General features: G+C 46.8%; 18 protein-coding genes. 11 read left to right on the plus strand and 7 right to left on the minus strand.

Annotated features, from left to right (window positions below; genetic code table 11):
• Positions 1 to 66: 66 nt before the first annotated feature.
• Positions 67 to 1,962: a DUF1631 family protein gene (locus tag AC438_RS12660; RefSeq protein ID WP_053981633.1), complete on the minus strand. Its 1,896-nt coding sequence runs from the start codon at positions 1,960 to 1,962 to the stop codon at positions 67 to 69.
• 465 nt (positions 1,963 to 2,427) lie between these two features.
• On the minus strand, positions 2,428 to 3,207 hold the full coding sequence (locus AC438_RS12665; RefSeq protein ID WP_053981634.1) for an exodeoxyribonuclease III: 780 nt from the start codon (positions 3,205 to 3,207) through the stop codon (positions 2,428 to 2,430).
• A gap of 290 nt (positions 3,208 to 3,497) precedes the next feature.
• Between AC438_RS12665 and pyrE the strand changes: the two genes are divergently transcribed.
• Entirely contained in the window at positions 3,498 to 4,148 is a 651-nt protein-coding gene (gene pyrE, locus AC438_RS12670) for an orotate phosphoribosyltransferase (protein WP_053981635.1), read from the plus strand.
• Positions 4,145 to 4,963, plus strand: coding sequence for a hypothetical protein (locus tag AC438_RS12675; RefSeq protein WP_053981636.1), 819 nt, complete (start codon positions 4,145 to 4,147; stop codon positions 4,961 to 4,963). Before pyrE ends, AC438_RS12675 begins: the two co-directional genes overlap by 4 nt.
• 233 nt (positions 4,964 to 5,196) lie before the next feature.
• Here the strand turns inward: AC438_RS12675 and slmA are convergent, their stop codons facing one another.
• The 4 genes from slmA to coaBC form a co-directional block, all read right to left on the minus strand.
• Positions 5,197 to 5,808, minus strand: a complete 612-nt coding sequence (slmA, locus tag AC438_RS12680) for a nucleoid occlusion factor SlmA (RefSeq protein ID WP_053981658.1) — start codon at positions 5,806 to 5,808, stop codon at positions 5,197 to 5,199.
• A gap of 37 nt (positions 5,809 to 5,845) precedes the next feature.
• Positions 5,846 to 6,757, minus strand: a complete 912-nt coding sequence (argB, locus tag AC438_RS12685; protein ID WP_156312491.1) for an acetylglutamate kinase — start codon at positions 6,755 to 6,757, stop codon at positions 5,846 to 5,848.
• Between the two features lie 293 nt (positions 6,758 to 7,050).
• On the minus strand, positions 7,051 to 9,510 hold the full coding sequence (locus tag AC438_RS17230) for a phosphomannomutase/phosphoglucomutase (RefSeq protein WP_053981638.1): 2,460 nt from the start codon (positions 9,508 to 9,510) through the stop codon (positions 7,051 to 7,053).
• Positions 9,511 to 9,513: 3 nt separating this feature from the next.
• Positions 9,514 to 10,740 (minus strand): bifunctional phosphopantothenoylcysteine decarboxylase/phosphopantothenate--cysteine ligase CoaBC, encoded by a 1,227-nt coding sequence (gene coaBC, locus AC438_RS12695; protein ID WP_053981639.1) that lies wholly within the window; start codon positions 10,738 to 10,740, stop codon positions 9,514 to 9,516.
• Positions 10,741 to 10,967: 227 nt separating this feature from the next.
• Between coaBC and radC the strand changes: the two genes are divergently transcribed.
• The 9 genes from radC (at position 10,968) to AC438_RS12740 (ending at position 16,751) form a co-directional block, all read left to right on the plus strand.
• Complete coding sequence (gene radC / locus AC438_RS12700; RefSeq protein ID WP_053981640.1) at positions 10,968 to 11,642, plus strand: RadC family protein; 675 nt, start codon at positions 10,968 to 10,970, stop codon at positions 11,640 to 11,642.
• A 384-nt stretch (positions 11,643 to 12,026) separates the two neighbouring features.
• Complete coding sequence (gene rpmB, locus AC438_RS12705; RefSeq protein WP_053981641.1) at positions 12,027 to 12,263, plus strand: 50S ribosomal protein L28; 237 nt, start codon at positions 12,027 to 12,029, stop codon at positions 12,261 to 12,263.
• Between the two features lie 54 nt (positions 12,264 to 12,317).
• Entirely contained in the window at positions 12,318 to 12,473 is a 156-nt protein-coding gene (gene rpmG, locus AC438_RS12710; protein ID WP_053981642.1) for a 50S ribosomal protein L33, read from the plus strand.
• Positions 12,474 to 12,588: 115 nt separating this feature from the next.
• Entirely contained in the window at positions 12,589 to 13,407 is an 819-nt protein-coding gene (gene mutM / locus AC438_RS12715) for a bifunctional DNA-formamidopyrimidine glycosylase/DNA-(apurinic or apyrimidinic site) lyase (protein ID WP_053981643.1), read from the plus strand.
• 4 nt (positions 13,408 to 13,411) lie between these two features.
• The gene (locus tag AC438_RS12720) at positions 13,412 to 13,738 is read left to right on the plus strand and encodes an MGMT family protein (protein ID WP_053981644.1); all 327 of its coding nucleotides are present in this window, start codon (positions 13,412 to 13,414) and stop codon (positions 13,736 to 13,738) included.
• A 109-nt stretch (positions 13,739 to 13,847) separates the two neighbouring features.
• Complete coding sequence (locus AC438_RS12725) at positions 13,848 to 14,465, plus strand: BamJ family beta-barrel-assembly machinery protein (protein WP_053981645.1); 618 nt, start codon at positions 13,848 to 13,850, stop codon at positions 14,463 to 14,465.
• A 5-nt stretch (positions 14,466 to 14,470) separates the two neighbouring features.
• Positions 14,471 to 15,367 carry a recombination-associated protein RdgC gene (gene rdgC / locus AC438_RS12730; RefSeq protein WP_053981646.1) on the plus strand — a complete coding sequence of 299 codons (897 nt, stop codon included), beginning with the start codon at positions 14,471 to 14,473 and terminating at the stop codon, positions 15,365 to 15,367.
• A 64-nt stretch (positions 15,368 to 15,431) separates the two neighbouring features.
• Positions 15,432 to 16,076: a hypothetical protein gene (locus AC438_RS12735; RefSeq protein ID WP_054113215.1), complete on the plus strand. Its 645-nt coding sequence runs from the start codon at positions 15,432 to 15,434 to the stop codon at positions 16,074 to 16,076.
• A 69-nt stretch (positions 16,077 to 16,145) separates the two neighbouring features.
• Positions 16,146 to 16,751 (plus strand): hypothetical protein, encoded by a 606-nt coding sequence (locus AC438_RS12740; protein WP_053981648.1) that lies wholly within the window; start codon positions 16,146 to 16,148, stop codon positions 16,749 to 16,751.
• 375 nt (positions 16,752 to 17,126) lie between these two features.
• On the opposite strand, the gene AC438_RS12745 is transcribed toward AC438_RS12740, so the two are convergent.
• Positions 17,127 to 17,669 carry a methylated-DNA--[protein]-cysteine S-methyltransferase gene (locus AC438_RS12745; protein WP_082354147.1) on the minus strand — a complete coding sequence of 181 codons (543 nt, stop codon included), beginning with the start codon at positions 17,667 to 17,669 and terminating at the stop codon, positions 17,127 to 17,129.
• Positions 17,670 to 17,724: the final 55 nt, after the last annotated feature.

Here is a 17,724-nt window from a genome sequence, read left to right on the forward strand (position 1 = left end):
GCGCCCGATTTCCGGACCTCTGAATAGTTACCCTTTTTTAAGCTATTCTTGCGTTCTATTCCTATCTTAAGCGCTTTCTGGTGAGTGCGTATTTTTGATATTGGTCATGACATCTTCAAGACTGCTGTTAAGTGAAACATTGAGGCACAGACTGAGCTCGTTGCGAATGAGCATGGGTTGTAAATCATCATAATGCAGCTCGAGTACTTTTTTACCCTCGCGTGAAATAAAAATATAGTGTTTTATTGATTTGATAATAGCGGCAAGCTTACAGCGCAAAACCACACCGTTATCATTATAATCAAACCACATGCCCTCTTGAAGCGATTGAATAATTTTGGTGGTAACTGCATGTGCTGGTTTGTGTGTGCGCACCTCTTTTTTAGGTTCACTTGTTAATCCCGCTTCTTTATCTGTATTTACGGGCGGTACTATTTTCAGTGGCGGCATTTGAGTACGTAAAACAGTACTTAGCCCTGCGAGTTTTAATTGCTCTTGAACAGCATGCGCGAGTATCGCCGGTAGCGGGCTGCACTTCTTAAAGGCTAACAAATCGATGAAGTTTTCGATCGCTTGCCCCCAAGGTGGCGAATTCACGCCATGGGTATTGCCTATAACCTCGAGTACATGTACCCAGTCTTGCTTTAGCTCAGCGGCAACCGAATGACTGGGTGCATTATCGTTCATAATGGCATCAATAAGATGCTGAGCCTGAGTGCGAGTGGCTGCGAGGGGGGAGACAGCGCCATCAGGGTTTGTAGGTGTTGTGATAATTTGTGCATTTGTGAATTGTTTAATCAGTCGTGATAGCGTTGTGATTGTGCGCTGTAGGTTAATGTCACCTTCTAAGGTGTTTTTGATGAGCTGGTTAATTGCGGCTTCGGTTGCGTCGGCCAGTGCTAGGTTAGCTTTTGATTGCGTATCTTCGCGGCAGTGTATACCGATGTGTTTAATGTGCAGTAAAACTTGTTTAAAAGGGTTGTCACTGTCTTTACTAAAAGCATCGGGCGTGATGAGTGAGTAGTTAATAGCTGTAATATATATTCTTTTGCATAGCGCATGAAAGTGCGAGCCAATTTTGCCTGCGTTGAGCTCATGATCAAAAAAATATTTAGTGTGTTCTATCGCAGCTCTAGATTGATCAAGTGTGTAGCCTGTAGCCTGTCGTGTATTGCCATTAATGGCTGTGTGTTTATGGGTTTTTATGGTGCGTGGTTTTAACTCTTTGCTCTGTAGTTGCTGGGTATTGGTCTGCGCTCTGGTTGAAAGATCTTGATTTGGCTCGGCGACTGTCGCGCTAGTATCACTGGTATGGTCAAGTTGAGTTACTGGAGAGCTAGCGGCCACGATCGTTACGGGGTCTTTTGGGGCTTGCTCTTGTGCTTCGATGGCCCATTCAAATTCTGCATCTACAATCAGTTCAGGCTTATCGATAGCTGTATCTAAGGTGCCGCTTGGTTTTGATAGATAAGGAGTGAAGAAAGTATTAATCTTTTTATAAAATCCTCTGGCGAGTAGGAGAAACTGCTGTTCGATGTCGGCTTGTAAAGCGCTAGGCTGATAGCCGTAATTCATTGTTAGTGATTGTTCAATAAGCGTGAATACGGGTGCTGGTGCCAAAGGGTTAGAGGCGTTCGGTATATGAATTTGGGTTATGGCGCTTAAGTTGCGGCTGAGCTCGGACACTCGCTCTTCTATTCGCTCATTCCGTGTGTGTGTGACGTGATCTGTAAAAACTTCAGGCGGCGCCTCGAGTGCATGTAGGTAGAGTGCTTTTTTGAGCTTTAATTGTACGATAGCATTGATATTGGCAATGTCTTGATCGTTAGTGTTAAGCGCTGGCAAACTGTTTTGGCATGCACGCTTAATGATCGGAGGGAATAAGTGTTGGCATAACCCTAAAATCTTAGGGAGCAATTCACTGTTATAAATACCTTGTAGTGTCGTCACGGTGTTTTTCAAGTTACTTGGCCTTACGATAGCAGTTTGCAGTACAAATAAGTGCTGGCTGTGTTACGGGTTTATATGTACCATGTTAAACAATTGTATCGTGAAAGGGTTATTTTTTTGGCATCAATATCAACAATAGTGCATTATTGACATGCAAATTTATATTATCTCGACGCTCTATTAAGTCAGCTCAGTGGATAAGTACGGGTGTTGGCCAAGGTATCGCTGTAAGGAGCTTGGTAAAATTGGTGCGCGTCTGGGTGTTGGTATAGATATGGGCATTGCAGTGTAGCAGAGCGCGGTACCTTTGATATCAGTGGGCGTGAGTGTCTATGGTGCAAGCTTTCCTTTTGCCGAATAACTGCCTCCGGCGCTATTGCGAGGAAGTTATTCGGGGGATAGACTTTTAAGTAGAGGCCATTTAGGGTGAGTATTTGCTTGTATTAGTCAGAAGTGCAGCTTGGGTGACTTGTCAGACTAAAGCTCTTCGCTGTCAATATCGTAGTCGATAATAACGGGCTGGTGGCTTGAAAAGCTTTGGCTTTTATAAATTGTGGCGTATTCAACTTTACTTTTTAAGGCGTGACTGATCACTTGAAAGTCGGTGCGCCAACCATCGCCCTCGCCTTGAGTACCCGACGGCCACCAGGAGAATTCATCGTTATCGCTATTGACTAATCGAAAAGCGTCACAGTAACCTACTTGAGCATACAATTGTTTTAACCATTGCTGCTCGTGAGCTAAAAAGCCGGCATCATCGGTATGGTCTTGCCAATTTTGCACGTCTTTACGTGTGTGCGCCATTGCCCAGTTGCCGCAAAATATAAAATGCCGACGCTTGCGCGTGATTTTATGTAATAGCGCTTGCAGATCGTCATAAAAATGTATTTTGTCATCGATAGACTCGGTTTCTCTCAGCGCCGCAGGTGCGAGTAGTGAGCCTATGCTGTGTTGCTCAAAATCGACCTGTAAGTAGCGGCCTTCCATATCAATGCCGCTACTAAAGCCTAAGCCAAATATCAGAGCCTTAGGTTGCTGGCGTGTATAAATAGCAACACCATTGTAATGCTTAATGCCCGAGTCAAAAAAATAAGCAAAGTAGCCCGCGGGGTGAAATATATCGGCATCGAGTTCGGACTCTAATGCGCGTAAATCTTGTAGGCAAATAACATCTGCGTCTTGCTGGGCGAGCCAGTCGTATAGCCCGCGCTTTGCGGCTTGATGTATCCCGTCAACACTCAGTGAGATGATTCGCATTCCAACCTCTTGTTTTGAACGCATTGCGTGTTAGCGATGAACATGCTATTTATCGCGTTTAAACGTGCAGTCTGTGATAGTTTAGTTTAGCCATGCATGATGCGGTTCGCGATTGCGTAAACAGTAAAGGCTAACCACCTATTATAGCAAATCTTGCCCGCAGGTGTGATGGCTGTTGGGCTTGTATGTGTATGAAATGGGTTTAAAAAGCCCGTAGGTCGCAACTTGCTCAGCATAGATTCAGGAAAAGCGGTAGAATATAACGTTTATTGTGTAATTAGGAGTCGAGCGTGGAGTCGTATCAGCAGCAATTTATAGAGCTTGCCTTAGAGTGTCAGGCGCTAAAATTTGGAGAGTTCACCTTGAAGTCTGGGCGCGTTAGCCCGTACTTTTTTAATGCAGGACAATTTAGAACAGGTTTAGCATTGGCTAAACTAGGGCGCTTTTACGCACAGGCTTTAATCGATTCAGGCGTGCCTTTTGATATGATTTTTGGGCCGGCTTATAAAGGTATTCCCTTGGCTGTTGCCACAGCTTCAGCGCTGGCTGATCGGTATGAGCAAGATTACCCTTTTGCTTATAATCGTAAAGAGGCCAAAACACATGGTGAAGGCGGTACGGTTGTGGGCGCTGCTCTTGAAGGGCGCGTAGCTATTGTTGATGATGTGATTACCGCTGGTACGGCAGTACGTGAAGTATTGGCTATGATTAGTGATGCCAAGGCAACCGCGGCGGCGATTGTTATTGGGCTTAATCGGCAAGAGAGAGGCCAAGGCGAGCACTCAGCTATTGCCGAGTTAGAGCAGCAAACAGGTATTCAGGTGGTTAGCCTGATAAAACTGGATGACATTATGAGTTACTTGCAGGCGCGTTCGCAGGAATACCCTGGTATTTATGATAAGGTTTTAGCCTATCGCAAAAAATATGGTGTGAATGAATGATATGGCCAATGCGCGATGGGAAAACCGGTCGCAATAAAATGGATTTAAAGCATAAGTCTTATAGCGGGCTACTACGCCCGCTAGCGCGCATTGTTACCTTGACGGCATGGGTTGTAACGGGCGTTGTCAGTGTTGGTATGACGAGTGATGTTTATGCGCAAGGGCAGTATTATCGCTATGTGAATGAAGAGGGTGTAAAAGTATTGGGTCAGTCGATACCTCCGCGATATGTGGCTAACGGCTACGAGGTTATTTCGGCTAATGGTCGTGTGGTGCAAGTGGTCGAGCCTGCTTTAGACCCTGAGTTAGTTGAGATGCAGCGCGCCCAAGCCGAGTTAAAAGCCAGTTACGAGCTATTGGCCAGACGCTATAGTACGGTGCGCGATATTGAAGCCGCTAAACAGCGCAAGCTTATCCATGTTGAGGCCAGCATATTGTTGGTTGAGGGGAGTATCGAAGGGATTCAAGCAGAAATCGATGACCTCACCGTGCGGGCTGCGAACTTAGAAAGAGCAGGTAAAGTGGTACCGAATAATGTACTCGATACACTCAGTGCCTTGAACGAAAAAATGACGGCCACTCAAGCGATCTATCAGCAACGCAAACATGAAAAAGAAGAAATAGTGACCCGTTTTACACAAGAAAAACAATTGTTTACTCAGGGGGTGGAGCGCTTTAACCCAGAGGCAATGCATAAGCTGCAGGCTGCTGAAGAGGCCGACGATTCAGGGTCTAAAGCTGACACGGGTGAGCTTGAAGGCTCGTCTGTGAATAAAAAGAACGAAGGTGCCCAGCAAACCCTTTCAGGACTATAGTTGTACGTCAAGGCTGCAGTTGTTCCAAGGCTGTAGCTGTTCCAAGGTTTTCGTTGTATGTCAGGGTTTTAGTTGCACGCTTGGGTGCATACAGCTAAAAGTAATGCGTCAGTTGGTTAATGATATAAAATTTTGCTGGGCACTTCACTTAAAAGGCACTTATCTAAAAGGCGCTGGGCGCACTTCTAGATAAGTGCCTTTTGGGGTTATATGGGTGGGTGATCGAAGGTGACTTATAGGGTGTTATTAATAAGTCCAAGACTTAGGCATTGCCATTTTTTTTGCCAAGAGTTGCTTGCGATTTCTTTAAAATGGCTGCGAACAAAGGCTGCAATATGGCCCTCAACGCAAGCTTGTACAAGGCTAACGGTTTCGTTAATTGACAGTTGTAGATGTAATCCTTCGGCAAGCTCGGCTTTGCGCAGTATTTGGCGCATCTCGGTATTTAAGCGATCAAAAAATTTGCGCACGCGGGCATGCAAGCGATCTCGTTCACCGCTGATGGCATCGCCGGTGAGTAGGCGTGTAATACCGGGGTTGCGTTCGCAAAACATTAAATACACATAAGTAATGCGCTCCAGTTTTTCAAAGGCACTGAGTTGGTCGTTGGCAATAAGGCTGGCGCGGCTGAGCACGGCATCTTCTGCAAACTCAATCAGCCCCTCTAGCATTTTTGTTTTACTGGGGAAGTGGCGATATAATGCCGCCTCTGATACGCCTACGCTCTTGGCCAGTGCCGCGATACTGATGCGCTCGCCGGGGTTGTCCTCTAGCATAAATGCAAGAGTTTCTAAAATTTGTTGTTTACGTGATGTTTTAGGGTTTACAGGGGGCGTATTTGTCATTACATACTCAAGCTGGTTTAAATGTTGATGCGGGGCGTTAGGAGGCAATGTGCGAGTGGTTATCTGTGATCAGTGTGCCTACGCCTGCATCGGTAAATATTTCGAGTAACACAGCATGCGGTACTCGGCCGTCTACAATATGAGCACTAGCGACACCTGATTTAACTGCGTCTAGAGCGCATTGTATTTTAGGGAGCATGCCGCCGTAAATCGTACCATCACTAATGAGTTCATCCACTCGTGCGGTCGTTAAGCCGGTTAATACATCACCTTGTTTATCTTGCAAACCACTGACATTGGTTAATAGCATGAGCTTTTCAGCCTGCATAACCTCAGCAATTTTGCCAGCGACTAGGTCGGCATTAATATTGTATGACTGCCCATCGTCACCGACACCAATCGGTGCGATGACCGGAATAAAATCGCCCTGCACAAGTAAGTCGATAACACTGCGATCAATGCTCGCCACTTCGCCAACCTGGCCAATATCAATAATTTCTGGTGCTTTCATGTCAGGGGTTTGACGGGTAACGGCCATTTTTTTGGCCCGAATAAAGCGCCCATCTTTGCCGGTAACCCCAATGGCGTGACCGCCATTATTGTTGATCAGGTTAACAATTTGTTTGTTGACTGATCCTCCGAGCACCATCTCTACGACATCCATAGTGGCGTTGTCTGTGACGCGCATGCCGTCAATAAAATGAGAGTCTATATTCAGTTTTGTGAGTAGTTCACCTATTTGAGGGCCGCCACCATGCACAACAATTGGGTTCATGCCTACAATTTTCATCAAGACAATATCGCGTGCAAAACTATTTTGCAGAGCTTGATCGATCATGGCATTGCCGCCAAATTTTACGACAATTGTTTTATTGGTAAAACGTTGGATATACGGTAGTGCTTCAGTTAAAACCTGTGCTATAGCGCTAGCATCACTAATCATTGACATGGATAGCCTCAGTTATGCGCCCCTAGGCGGCGCCTTGAATGTGTATTATTTGCTGTGGTTTAGCCAAGTTGACAAGCCTTTTTTGATTGGGTGCAAATGAATCATTTGGGGTATTTAAGCACTGCCCTTGCAGCGATAGCAAGGATTAGGTTGTGCGCTCGCATAAGGACTGCTTTTATAGTACTGCTCATCAGCGCAACTATAAAAGCATGCCACCAAGACTTTGATGAGTGTAAAGTCGAAGCGTGCAACGCTGCCGATGGTTTGAACGCCCTAAGTGTACTGCGGCAGTGTTACCATTTAGGTGTAAGTGCAGTATCAATTTTTCTTAATTCACGTGTTAGTAATGCTTTGATATCATGTAGCTGAGCGTCGTTTTGCGCTTCTGCGCGCAAGGTTAAATTAGGTGATGTGTTAGAGGCTCGCACGATGCCCCAGCCGTAAGCGAAGTCAACACGAATTCCATCGAGCGTTGTGATTTTAGCTTCTTTAAAATCGGCGCTCTCTTTCAGTGCTTCAATGATGCCAAATTTTGCGCCATCACTTGAGGGTACGAGTATTTCGTTAGTATGCGGTAGCTCAGGGAACTCTTCAAAAATATTGTCGAGAGTGTCGCCAATTAAGCTCACAATTTCAGCGAGTCGTGCGGCAACATATATCCCATCATCAAAGCCAAACCAGCGCTCTTTAATAAAAATATGACCTGAGTATTCGCCGCCAAGAAGTGCGCCGGTTTCTGCAATTTTGGCCTTCATCGGCGCGTGCCCAGTTTTCCACATAATAGGACGCCCGCCAAATTGTGTAACAATCGCATTAATACTACGCGTACATTTCACATCGTACACGACATCGGCCCCAGGGTTGCGGCTGAGAATATCTTTGGCAAATAGCATTAATAGGCGATCTGGCCAAATAATCTTACCGGTATTAGTGATCACTACCAAGCGGTCGCCATCGCCATCAAATGCCACACCAAAATCAGCCTTAGTTTCGGCCACTTTTGCGATTAATTGCTCCAAGTTTTTGGGGTTGGTTGGGTCGGGCCCGTGATTGGGGAAGGTTCCGTCAAGGTCGCAGTTGAGGGCCGTGACTTCACAGCCTATTTCTTCAAAAAGACGCGGCGCAATTTTACCGGTTACACCATTACCGGCATCCACCACAACCGAGAGGTCACCGCCAAGTGCTACGTCGGCAAAAATGGTCTCGATGTAATCGTTGATGATATCGTGACGTCTCTCTGTACCTGTACCGGTGTGGAATTTATTTTGTTCAATGCGCGCTAAAATAGCTTGAATGTCTTCTTCTGAGCGACATCGTCCTTGCATTACACATTTAAAGCCGTTGTATTCTGGGCCGTTATGGCTAGCTGTCACCATCACGCCAGAGCGACTGCTTTCGAGCGTCTCAGTAGCAAAGTACACAACAGGCGTAGGCACGGTGCCAATATTCACCACATGACAGCCTGTGCTTAATATGCCGCGCACTAAATATTCGGTAAGTAGTGGGCTGTGAGTTCTGGCGTCGCGGCCCACAATTAAAGTGTCTTCGCCTAAGTCGAGCGCTTCACTGCCGAGTGCCTGTCCAATAAGTTGAGCTATGTCGATGGTAATATCGTTGTCAACAAGACCGCGAATATCATAAGCGCGAAAGATATGGCTAGGGACTTGGTTGATTGGAGCGGGGGTTGCCTGAGTGGTTGCTGATGCATCATCTTCACGCCCTGCTGCCTGATCGCTCTCTTCGGGTGGCACTGGAGTCTCATTAAATCCGAGTAGATCATCGTCTTCATCAATGGTGATATCGAGAATATCGGTGTCTAAACTGCGTTGCGTTGGCGTAGTGCTTTGGTTAACGGTGGTGCCCATGCGCTGATAGGTTTTGGCAATGGCTGCACGCTTACGCTCATCCCGTAAGCCAATAAATAAGCCCAAGCTAATGGCCAGTGCGATACCAACAATCCAAGTGATGCAGGCGCTAATGGCAAATATGACCCAGTTGGTATCTACCAATTGAGTAATGTTTTTTGAGGCAATATATTCGACTATCCAGGGCGTACCTTTAATGGCTATGCTCGCGGGAGGTAAATACTGGCCCTCACCTTGGCTGAATAATCGGTGTTGCCCACCTTTGTATGTTTGCAATAGTGTGAATTTACCAACATTTTCTAGGCCTTGAGTCATCGCTTCAAAGGTGCGGTCAAGGTGTGCTGTCACCAGTAAAGTGCCTGCAACGGGTTGACTGGGGTCGCTAGGAATCGGTACGGCAAAACTTAAGCGCCAACCTTGTTTGAGTTTGACGGCCTCAGGTTGGACTGCCTCACGATTTTCGATGCGCTGAATAATTTCCATATCCGAAAAGCGTAGTGGCACTTGTGCATCAAGATTGAGCTTGGCTTTGCCAAAAGGAATCAGCCGAATGCTCTCGGCTTCTGGCAAGCTATTCATAATGTTTAAGCGAATACTGCGAAGTTGGCGCTGGTCTTCGTGTTTAAAGGCTTGAGTTAGCTGAGTATTTTGGCCAAAAAACATCAGTTTTTTATTGAGGCTGAGTAAGTGCCCACTAATGTTGGATGAGGCCTTTGTTAAATATTGCTGACTAAATTTATGGCGTTGGCTGTCTTGTTCTGATACTACCAGTGCGTGCCAAAAAAAATAACTGATACTACTGCAAATGATCGTAGCAACCAGCAAGCTACCTGTGAGCCACATTTTAACGGGTGAAAATTGAGATTCTGATGCTGGAGAAACACTCATAGATTAGTGGCTCACTGTCAGTTGGCTAATGTGATGAATAATCGAAGTAGCAATGGCATGCTTGTGGTTTTGCGCGATGCGATGAGTGCCTTGATGAGTAATAATACTAACGGCGTTATGATCGCTATTAAACCCAATACTTTTATCAGAGACATCATTAGCAATAATGGCATCGAGGTTTTTGGCTTGGAGTTTGCCGAGTGCGTACTGCTCAACATCTTGGGTTTCAGCGGCAAAACCAATCACCCAAGGCTTGGGTGTTAGCTGGGCCACATCGGCAATAATATCGGGGTTTTTAATGAGTTCAATATGCATGGTGTCTGAGCTTCCTTTTTTGATTTTTTGCTCTTGCTGGTGTGCAGGCCTAAAGTCGGCAACGGCCGCAGCGCCAATAAATATATCAGCTGTTGCGGCTGCGGTTAGGCAGGCGCTATGCATTTGTTGTGCACTGAGGACGTGAGTTGTGGTGCACGCTGCAGGTGGCGTTAAGGCACTAGGGCCGCTAATCAGTGTCACCCGAGCTCCTGCATCCAAAGCGGCTTGCGCGAGCGCATAGCCCATTTTTCCCGAGCTTTCGTTGCTTAGGTAGCGCACGGGGTCAATGGCTTCTCTGGTGGGGCCTGCACTAATCACAACGTGCAGCCCAGCAAGCTGCTGCGGGCTTGAAGAGGTCGGCTGAGATGTGAAGTGTTGGGTGATGAATTCGGTGATGGTGCTGGGTTCTTCCATTCGACCATAACCTACGTCGCCGCAGGCTTGCTCGCCGGCGGCAGGCCCACACACTATAATATGCGGAAAAGCCGCTATTTTTGCCATGTTACTTTGCGTGACGTGATTGTGCCACATGGCTTGATTCATTGCCGGTGCCACCGCGATAGGGCATGCAGCGGCAAGACAAACTGTGCTGAGCAAGTCGCTAGCAAAGCCATGCGCAAGGCGCGCTAAAAAATCAGCGCTAGCAGGTGCTACAACAATCAGGTCGGCCCAGCGGGCTAATTCAATATGCCCCATGCCGGCTTCGGCGCTAGGGTCGAGGAGCGAGTTGCGCACAGGGTTGCCCGACAGCGCTTGCAGTGTTAGCGGGGTGATAAAGGACTCGGCAGCAGGCGTAGTAATCACTTGAACGTTGGCGCCAAGTTTTGTGAGCGCGCGAATCAGCTCAGCACTTTTATAGGCTGCAATGCCGCCAGTTACGCCAAGCAAAATATTTTTATCGGTTAAGTGGTTCATGCGCTGTGGGTGCCCTCGACTTTTAGGCGTTTAAGATAGCAAATATTACAGCCTTTTCCCAAGTTTCTTGTCCAATAAAATTGTGTTTACTTTCATTGCCAGCTAGCTTTAATTAGGTGTTGGCGTGTTAGTGCTTACTACCTACACGCTGTAAATATAGCAGGTGGGTGTGTTAATGAGTCTGATGAGTTGCTAGGCTCTGTAGTGTCGGGAAATAGGGAGTGTTTATGGCGATAACGGATTGGCCGCGTGCAGAGCGGCCACGAGAAAAACTACTGGCCCGTGGCGCAGGTGCGTTGAGTGATGCGGAGTTGCTGGCGATTTTTTTGCGTACTGGGGTGGCCGGTAAAAGCGCCGTCGATCTCGCACGTGAATTGTTGATGCATTTTGGTTCATTGCAGGTGCTCATGTCGGCCAGTGAGAGTGAGTTTTGTCAGGGATTGGGTTTGGGGCAGGCTAAATTCTGTCAATTGCAAGCCGTGTTAGAAATGGCCGCTAGACACGTTAATGAGCAGCTGTCGCGCAGTAATGCGCTTGACAGTGCTGCTCTGGTTAAGCGTTTAGTTAAAGCGCGATTGGGGGGGCGCAGCCAAGAAGTGTTTGCTGTTTTATTTTTAGATACGCAGCATCGCCTGATTGAATTTGAAGAACTCTTTCGTGGGACCATCGATGCCGCATGTGTCTACCCTCGAGAGGTTGTTAAGCGTGCGCTAACAGTTAATGCGGCGGCTGTTATTTTGGCGCATAACCACCCGTCGGGATGTTCTGCCCCCAGCGGAGCTGATAAGCAAATCACGCACAGGCTTAGCGATGCTTTGGCCTTAGTCGATGTCCGTGTGTTAGATCACATTGTGGTGGGTGACGGCGAGCCTTTTTCGTTTTGTGAAAAAGGCCTAATCTAGTGGCTTTTAAATATAAAAAATTTGCTTAAGAGGGGGTATTCTGGTATAAAACGCGCCTCTTTTCGGCCAGCCCATGGGTTTGCTTGTTTTTTGTTCAGGCTTCTCCGTTTAATTGTGGTTTTGCGTGGCATTGTAAGCGTACGCGGTACACGTGGTGAGTGAGACTGGAGTTTGTAGTTTTTTTGCTTTTTTAAATGCTAGTCTTTGGGTGGTATTTGATTGGGTGTTTAAACTGCAAAGCCAACAGTATCCGGCGGCGAAAGCGATCGGAATACGTCCGACATTTGTGGCTCTTTTTTGTTGCAAGCGGCTTAAACTTTAAACTGCTACACAGAAGAGTGCTTAAGCGATATTTACGATTTAACGATTTAACGAGGCAGAGCAATGTCTAAGGTATGTCAAGTTACGGGTAAGCGCCCAGTAACCGGTAATAACGTTTCTCACGCAAAAAACCACACCAAGCGTCGTTTTTTGCCTAACTTACACTCTCACCGTTTCTGGGTCGAGTCTGAGAAGCGCTTTGTAAAATTGCGTCTTACCTCTAAAGGTATGCGCATTATTGATAAAAACGGTATTGACCAAGTTTTGGCTGATATCCGCGCCCGTGGCGAAAAAGTTTAATAGCGGCATTATTGCTGAACTCAACTTTGCTTAACTAAGCTAGAGGAACCTATCATGCGTGATAAAATCCGTTTGAATTCAAGTGCCGGTACCGGTCACTTTTACACCACTACTAAAAACAAGCGCACCATGCCTGAGAAAATGGAAATCAAAAAATTTGATCCCGTTGTTCGCAAGCACGTAATGTACAAAGAAGGCAAAATTAAGTAAGCACCGCTTAGTTAATTTGCAATCTTAAAGCCCAGCCTAATGCTGGGCTTTTTTGTGGGCGATCATTAATCGCATGCGTACTGATTTTTTACCGATAAAGATAAAGGTGTTGTGTATGCCAGAGCTACCCGAAGTAGAAACCACTTGCCGTGGCATAGCGCCACACACCGAGCAAAAAAATATTGCCAGCATGACTGTGCGTAACGGTCGCTTGCGTTGGCCGGTATTGCCCGAGCTGCCAGCCAAGCTTAAGGGGCGTCAATTGCTTGCGGTGTCGCGCCGTGCTAAGTATTTATTGCTGCGTTTTGATATTGGTACACTGTTGGTGCACTTGGGTATGTCGGGGAGTTTACGCATTGTTGCGCCTGACGCTGACATTGGTAAACATGACCATATTGATGTGGCCTTTAACGATGGCACCACCTTGCGCTATAACGACCCTCGTCGCTTTGGCGCCTTTGTATGGCACGAAGGTGACGATGTGAGTACCAGTAAGTTATTGAGCCACTTGGGCCCCGAGCCCTTAAGTGAGGCCTTCACAGAAAATGACTTGTACCAGCGCGCGCAGGGCAGTACTCAACCCATCAAGAGCTTCATTATGGATGCTAAGGTGGTGGTTGGAGTGGGTAATATTTATGCCAATGAGGCGTTGTTTGCGGCGGGTATCCACCCGTTAAAAGCGGCCAACAAGCTTACCCGACCTAAGGCGCAGTTGTTGGTGGCAGCGATTAAAACCATTTTGGCGCATGCCATTGAGCGCGGCGGCACCACCCTGCGTGACTTTGTCGGCGGCGACGGTAAGCCGGGCTATTTTGCGCAAGAGCTGCATGTTTATGGGCAGGGGGGTAAGCCTTGCAGTGTGTGTGCTAAATCACTGACCGAAAAGCGCCTGCAAAATCGCACCACCGTGTATTGCACCCACTGTCAACGGTAGCCCTATGACTGTAACGACAACCCTCTTCGACCCCCTTGATGCGATTGTATGGCAATTATTGGCGACTATACCTTCAGGCCGTGTAATCACTTATGGAGCCCTTGCAAAGCTTGCGGGCTACCCCAGTCATGCGCGCTATGTGGGCCGCATACTCAAAAACCTGCCTAAGCAAACTACATTGCCTTGGCATCGTGTGGTCAATGCCAGAGGCGAGCTTTCGTTCGCGGTTGATAGCCAGAGGTACTTGCGTCAGAAGGCGCTATTAGAGTCAGAAGGCGTCATCTTCAATGGCCATAAAATAGCGCTGCGGCAATATCGCTGGCACGGTTAGCACTGTAAGGTGTGCGTAGCCGCAAGGCGTAGGTTTTGGTGATTGCGCGGCGCGCCTATTCCTGTGCTAGACTGCGCCGCCATTTTACTAATCCATATACGGAGCAAATATGTCTGATTTTTCTACACTTGAGCAAAAAGTAAGCTACGGTATTGGTCGTCAATTAGGTGACCAATTGTTAGCTAACCCTTTTGATGGAATGGACATTGCCTCTGTTTCTGCGGGCTTAAAAGATGCTTTTGAGGGCGCTGAGTTTGCGGTATCGCGCGAAGACCTTGATGTTGCCTTTAAAGAAATTAGCGCTCGCATTCAAGCGCAGCGCGCTGAGCAATCTAAAGAGCAATCGGTAGTTGGCGATGCATTTTTAGCCGAAAACGCTAAAAAAGACGGCATTACTGTGCTTGAGTCGGGTTTGCAGTATGAAGTCATTGCTGAAGGTACGGGTGAAAAACCTAGCGCTACGAGCACTGTGCGTACTCATTATCACGGTACTTTAATTGACGGTACAGTTTTCGATAGTTCGGTCGAGCGCAACGAGCCTGCCGAATTCCCTGTTAATGGTGTGATTGCTGGCTGGACCGAAGCTTTACAATTAATGCCTGTAGGTTCTAAGTGGCGTTTATTTATTCCGCATAACCTTGCCTATGGTGAGCGTGGTGCGGGTGGTTCAATTGCTCCTTATACCGCGTTAGTATTTGAAGTTGAACTTCTTGATATCGTGGCATAGCGCGTATGTGGTTTAAAAACCTACGGTTGTATCGATTGACCGAAGCCTTTAATACCACAGCCGATGAGCTAAATGAGCGCTTGAGCGCGCATACATTTAGCCCGTGTGGCAAGTTGGATTTAAAGCGACAGGGTTTTGTGCCGCCCCTTGGGCGGCATTCCGAGCTTTTAGTGCATGCTATACCGGGCTACATTATGGTGGCACTCAAAAAGCAGGAAAAAATCCTACCCGGCGGTGTGATACGTGAAGCCCTCGAAGAAAAAATACAGCATATCAGTGAGCAAGAAGGCCGCCGCGTAACTCGTAAAGAACGAGATGGTTTAAAAGACGAGCTTATTTTTGAGCTACTGCCTAAAGCATTTGTAAAAAATGCCACTGACTTTGCCTACATTGCAACAACGCAAAATTATATTGTCGTCAACGCTGGCTCTGCAGGCCGTGCCGAAGATTTATTAAGTGCTCTGCGTGAAGCTTTAGGGACTTTACCTTGTGTGCCTGTCAAGCCTAAAGCACCGGCCACTCAAATATTAACACGCTGGCTGCTTGACATGCCCGAGCGCGGTTTTGAACTTGGTGAAGAGTGCGAACTCACAGCGGCAAAAGATGAGCGTATTGTGCGCTGTAAAAAACAAGACTTAACCGCCGATGAGGTTTTGAACCATATTCACTCCGGCATGGTAGTGAGCAAACTGGCATTTAACTGGAAGGAGATTGTTAGCGGTGTTATAGAAGATGACCTCGCTATTAAGCGCTTGCGCTTTGGTGACGAAATCAAAGATAAAGCCGATGATAGTCACCCAGAAACAGCCGCCGAACAGTTCGATACCGAATTTGCAGTGATGACGTTAGAGATAAAAAGCTTTATTGAAGCACTTGAGCAAGCCTTTGATTTTGAGGCCTAGCTTTTAGCGGATGTACTTTGATGGCCACTGCGGCGTATAAAAAGAGTGGAGGCACTGAAATACTGTGAAGTTATGTGTATTACTTTTAGGTTTGATCGCGATATGGTCTGCCTCAATCCATGCAGTGGCCGCTTCTGATAAAGAGACCAGCGTTAAGGGGCTGGCCAGTCAACAAACCCGCCAACAAGTGCTTGACCGGGTGGGCGCGACAGTGGCACACAATGTTCATGCACGGCAAGAAACTGCCGCGGCCAGACTGTTAGGGTTGGTTTTAGATACTTATATTCCTAAGACGCTGTACGAAGAGAAAGGCATTGCTTGGATGGGCGGCAAGCGCACTTTAACAATCACAAAAGCTGGTGCGGCAGTGCTCGATAGTACAGCATCGGTTATTACGGTGAACTTTCCGCTGAGGGCTGAGCTGCGTGGCAACGTCAATACTAATTTAGTCTTAGTGCAGATTAAAGCGTCGTGTGAAGCTAGCTTTACGGCACCGGCAGCCATTAATTTAACAATAGACTTTCATCAAAAACCGCTCCGTGTCATAGCGGCGATTGATGTAGATGTGCCGCCGGTTATGGCTGATTGCAATGGTTATAAATTATCGGTCGAAGAACTTATTCGCGTGGTGATTGAGCAGCAAAAAACGCGCTGGCAACACGATATACAGCAACAAATTACTGATGGCTTAATGGTCCTCGGGTTATAGTCTTTAAAGTGATTGGCGGCTTTTTTCAGCGCTAATAATGATTGTTTTATTTTTTGAGGGATGAAGGTAATGAAAGATCTTCAGCGTTACATTACAAATATTCGTAATCACTATTTAAATATTTATTTAGATGCTATTGCCGGTTTTACTCAGCAACATCCGCAGGCTGAAGTTGAAGCCTTAGCGAATGTGCCAGCTATTGAAGGGTTGCCCGAAATATTTCGCTGGCGTCGGTTTGATCTAGTCAATCAATCTGCACAGCCCCCCCAAATTGCCAACTTTAACCCTGAGACGCACGTTAATTTCGCGCCAATTAGTGTGACTTGGCAAAAAAAGATGAAGGTGCGTTTTGAGCCTATTGCGTGGAATGATGTTGGTTTTGAATGTACAGGGCTTAATATGAATAAGTCGCAACTTGCCCACTGGGGTGAGCGCTGGATGGACCCTAAAAATACGCGCCCTGTTGACAATCACGGCCTAGGTGGTCGTGTGCACGCATTAACCTTTCCAAGTAAAAAGGTTAATCGCTTAGAGTTTTTTGTCGATTTTGGTTCGGCACCGGTGCAAGCTTTTCAGGAGCTGTTACAGGTATTGATGCTCGCTGACACTAAAAAAGTCCGTATTCGTACGGCCCGCCTTAAAGTACATGAAGAGGCTGAGCAAACTCAAGTCTAGCCACCTTATAAAATGCACCAAAAGGCCTGCTAATCACAAATACTAGCGGGCCTTTTTTGGTTTTTTTTATTTTATGGTTGAATTTTTTTCACTATTCAGAGGTGCCGCAATTGTGCGCTAGTGAATAGTGGTCTGAGTCACTTAAGCCATCTGCGACTTTGTGCTTTTTGACCTTTGTGCTTTTTGACCTTTGTGCTTCTTGACTTTGTACTTCTCGACTTTATGTTCTTGAAAAATCCAATCTTGCATATCCTTGTACCGGTGCACTGCCTAGCGCTTCTTCCCCTGCAAGGCTCTGGTTTAAATGCCAAACAATAATCCATCAGCGGGCTATCAGGTGAATTTTTTCTGCTTGGCTGGATCGTGACGATTTTTTTAAAGGTTATGAGTGGCGCGTTTTTTTTGAACGTTATCTTTTTCATGGGCTAGCAGCCAGCGCTTGCGCTCTAAGCCACCGGCGTAGCCTGTAAGTGAGCCGTTTTTCCCGATAACGCGATGACAGGGAATAACAATGGCGATGCGATTATGACTATTGGCTGAGGCTACTGCTCTTACTGCTGTTGGTCGTTCGATCGCGCTTGCCTGCTCCTGGTAAGAGCGTGTTTGGCCATAAGGAATTTTTTGCAGGCTTTGCCAAGCATCATTTTGAAACGCTGTACCCAAGGTCATTAATGGCAGGTTAAAGTGTGTCCGAGTGCCAGCAAAATACTCCAAGATTTGCTGTTGTGTTTGTTTGGTTAAGTGATTTTTTCCAGTAACAAAAGCCGCCTTTAGGCGCTTTTGCAAGTCTTGGCATTCGATGTCTAGGTTTTTGCGTTCGTCAAACTCTAGTAGGCAAACGCTATTATCAGAGGTACACACCAGCATGCGCCCCAAAGGCGTGCTAAAGCGATGAGTCAAAATAGCGCGAGTCTTCATTTTTGGTGTCACCGAGTCATGAGTTTTTATCAGTATAACGAAAGCTATACCACGA

The sequence above is a fragment of the Marinagarivorans algicola genome (genome assembly GCF_001292705.1).
Lineage (GTDB): Bacteria > Pseudomonadota > Gammaproteobacteria > Pseudomonadales > Cellvibrionaceae > Marinagarivorans > Marinagarivorans algicola.

What these genes read in the sequence shown, in the direction of transcription:
- AC438_RS12665 (WP_053981634.1), bottom strand. Translation starts at nt 3,207, where the DNA reads ATGCGAATCATCTCACTGAGTGTTGACGGGATACATCAAGCCGCAAAG.
- AC438_RS12675 (WP_053981636.1), top strand. Translation starts at nt 4,145, where the DNA reads ATGATATGGCCAATGCGCGATGGGAAAACCGGTCGCAATAAAATGGAT.
- slmA (WP_053981658.1), bottom strand. Translation starts at nt 5,808, where the DNA reads ATGACAAATACGCCCCCTGTAAACCCTAAAACATCACGTAAACAACAA.
- argB (WP_156312491.1), bottom strand. Translation starts at nt 6,757, where the DNA reads ATGTCAATGATTAGTGATGCTAGCGCTATAGCACAGGTTTTAACTGAA.
- AC438_RS17230 (WP_053981638.1), bottom strand. Translation starts at nt 9,510, where the DNA reads ATGAGTGTTTCTCCAGCATCAGAATCTCAATTTTCACCCGTTAAAATG.
- coaBC (WP_053981639.1), bottom strand. Translation starts at nt 10,740, where the DNA reads ATGAACCACTTAACCGATAAAAATATTTTGCTTGGCGTAACTGGCGGC.
- radC (WP_053981640.1), top strand. Translation starts at nt 10,968, where the DNA reads ATGGCGATAACGGATTGGCCGCGTGCAGAGCGGCCACGAGAAAAACTA.
- rpmB (WP_053981641.1), top strand. Translation starts at nt 12,027, where the DNA reads ATGTCTAAGGTATGTCAAGTTACGGGTAAGCGCCCAGTAACCGGTAAT.
- rpmG (WP_053981642.1), top strand. Translation starts at nt 12,318, where the DNA reads ATGCGTGATAAAATCCGTTTGAATTCAAGTGCCGGTACCGGTCACTTT.
- mutM (WP_053981643.1), top strand. Translation starts at nt 12,589, where the DNA reads ATGCCAGAGCTACCCGAAGTAGAAACCACTTGCCGTGGCATAGCGCCA.
- AC438_RS12720 (WP_053981644.1), top strand. Translation starts at nt 13,412, where the DNA reads ATGACTGTAACGACAACCCTCTTCGACCCCCTTGATGCGATTGTATGG.
- AC438_RS12725 (WP_053981645.1), top strand. Translation starts at nt 13,848, where the DNA reads ATGTCTGATTTTTCTACACTTGAGCAAAAAGTAAGCTACGGTATTGGT.
- rdgC (WP_053981646.1), top strand. Translation starts at nt 14,471, where the DNA reads ATGTGGTTTAAAAACCTACGGTTGTATCGATTGACCGAAGCCTTTAAT.
- AC438_RS12740 (WP_053981648.1), top strand. Translation starts at nt 16,146, where the DNA reads ATGAAAGATCTTCAGCGTTACATTACAAATATTCGTAATCACTATTTA.
- AC438_RS12745 (WP_082354147.1), bottom strand. Translation starts at nt 17,669, where the DNA reads ATGAAGACTCGCGCTATTTTGACTCATCGCTTTAGCACGCCTTTGGGG.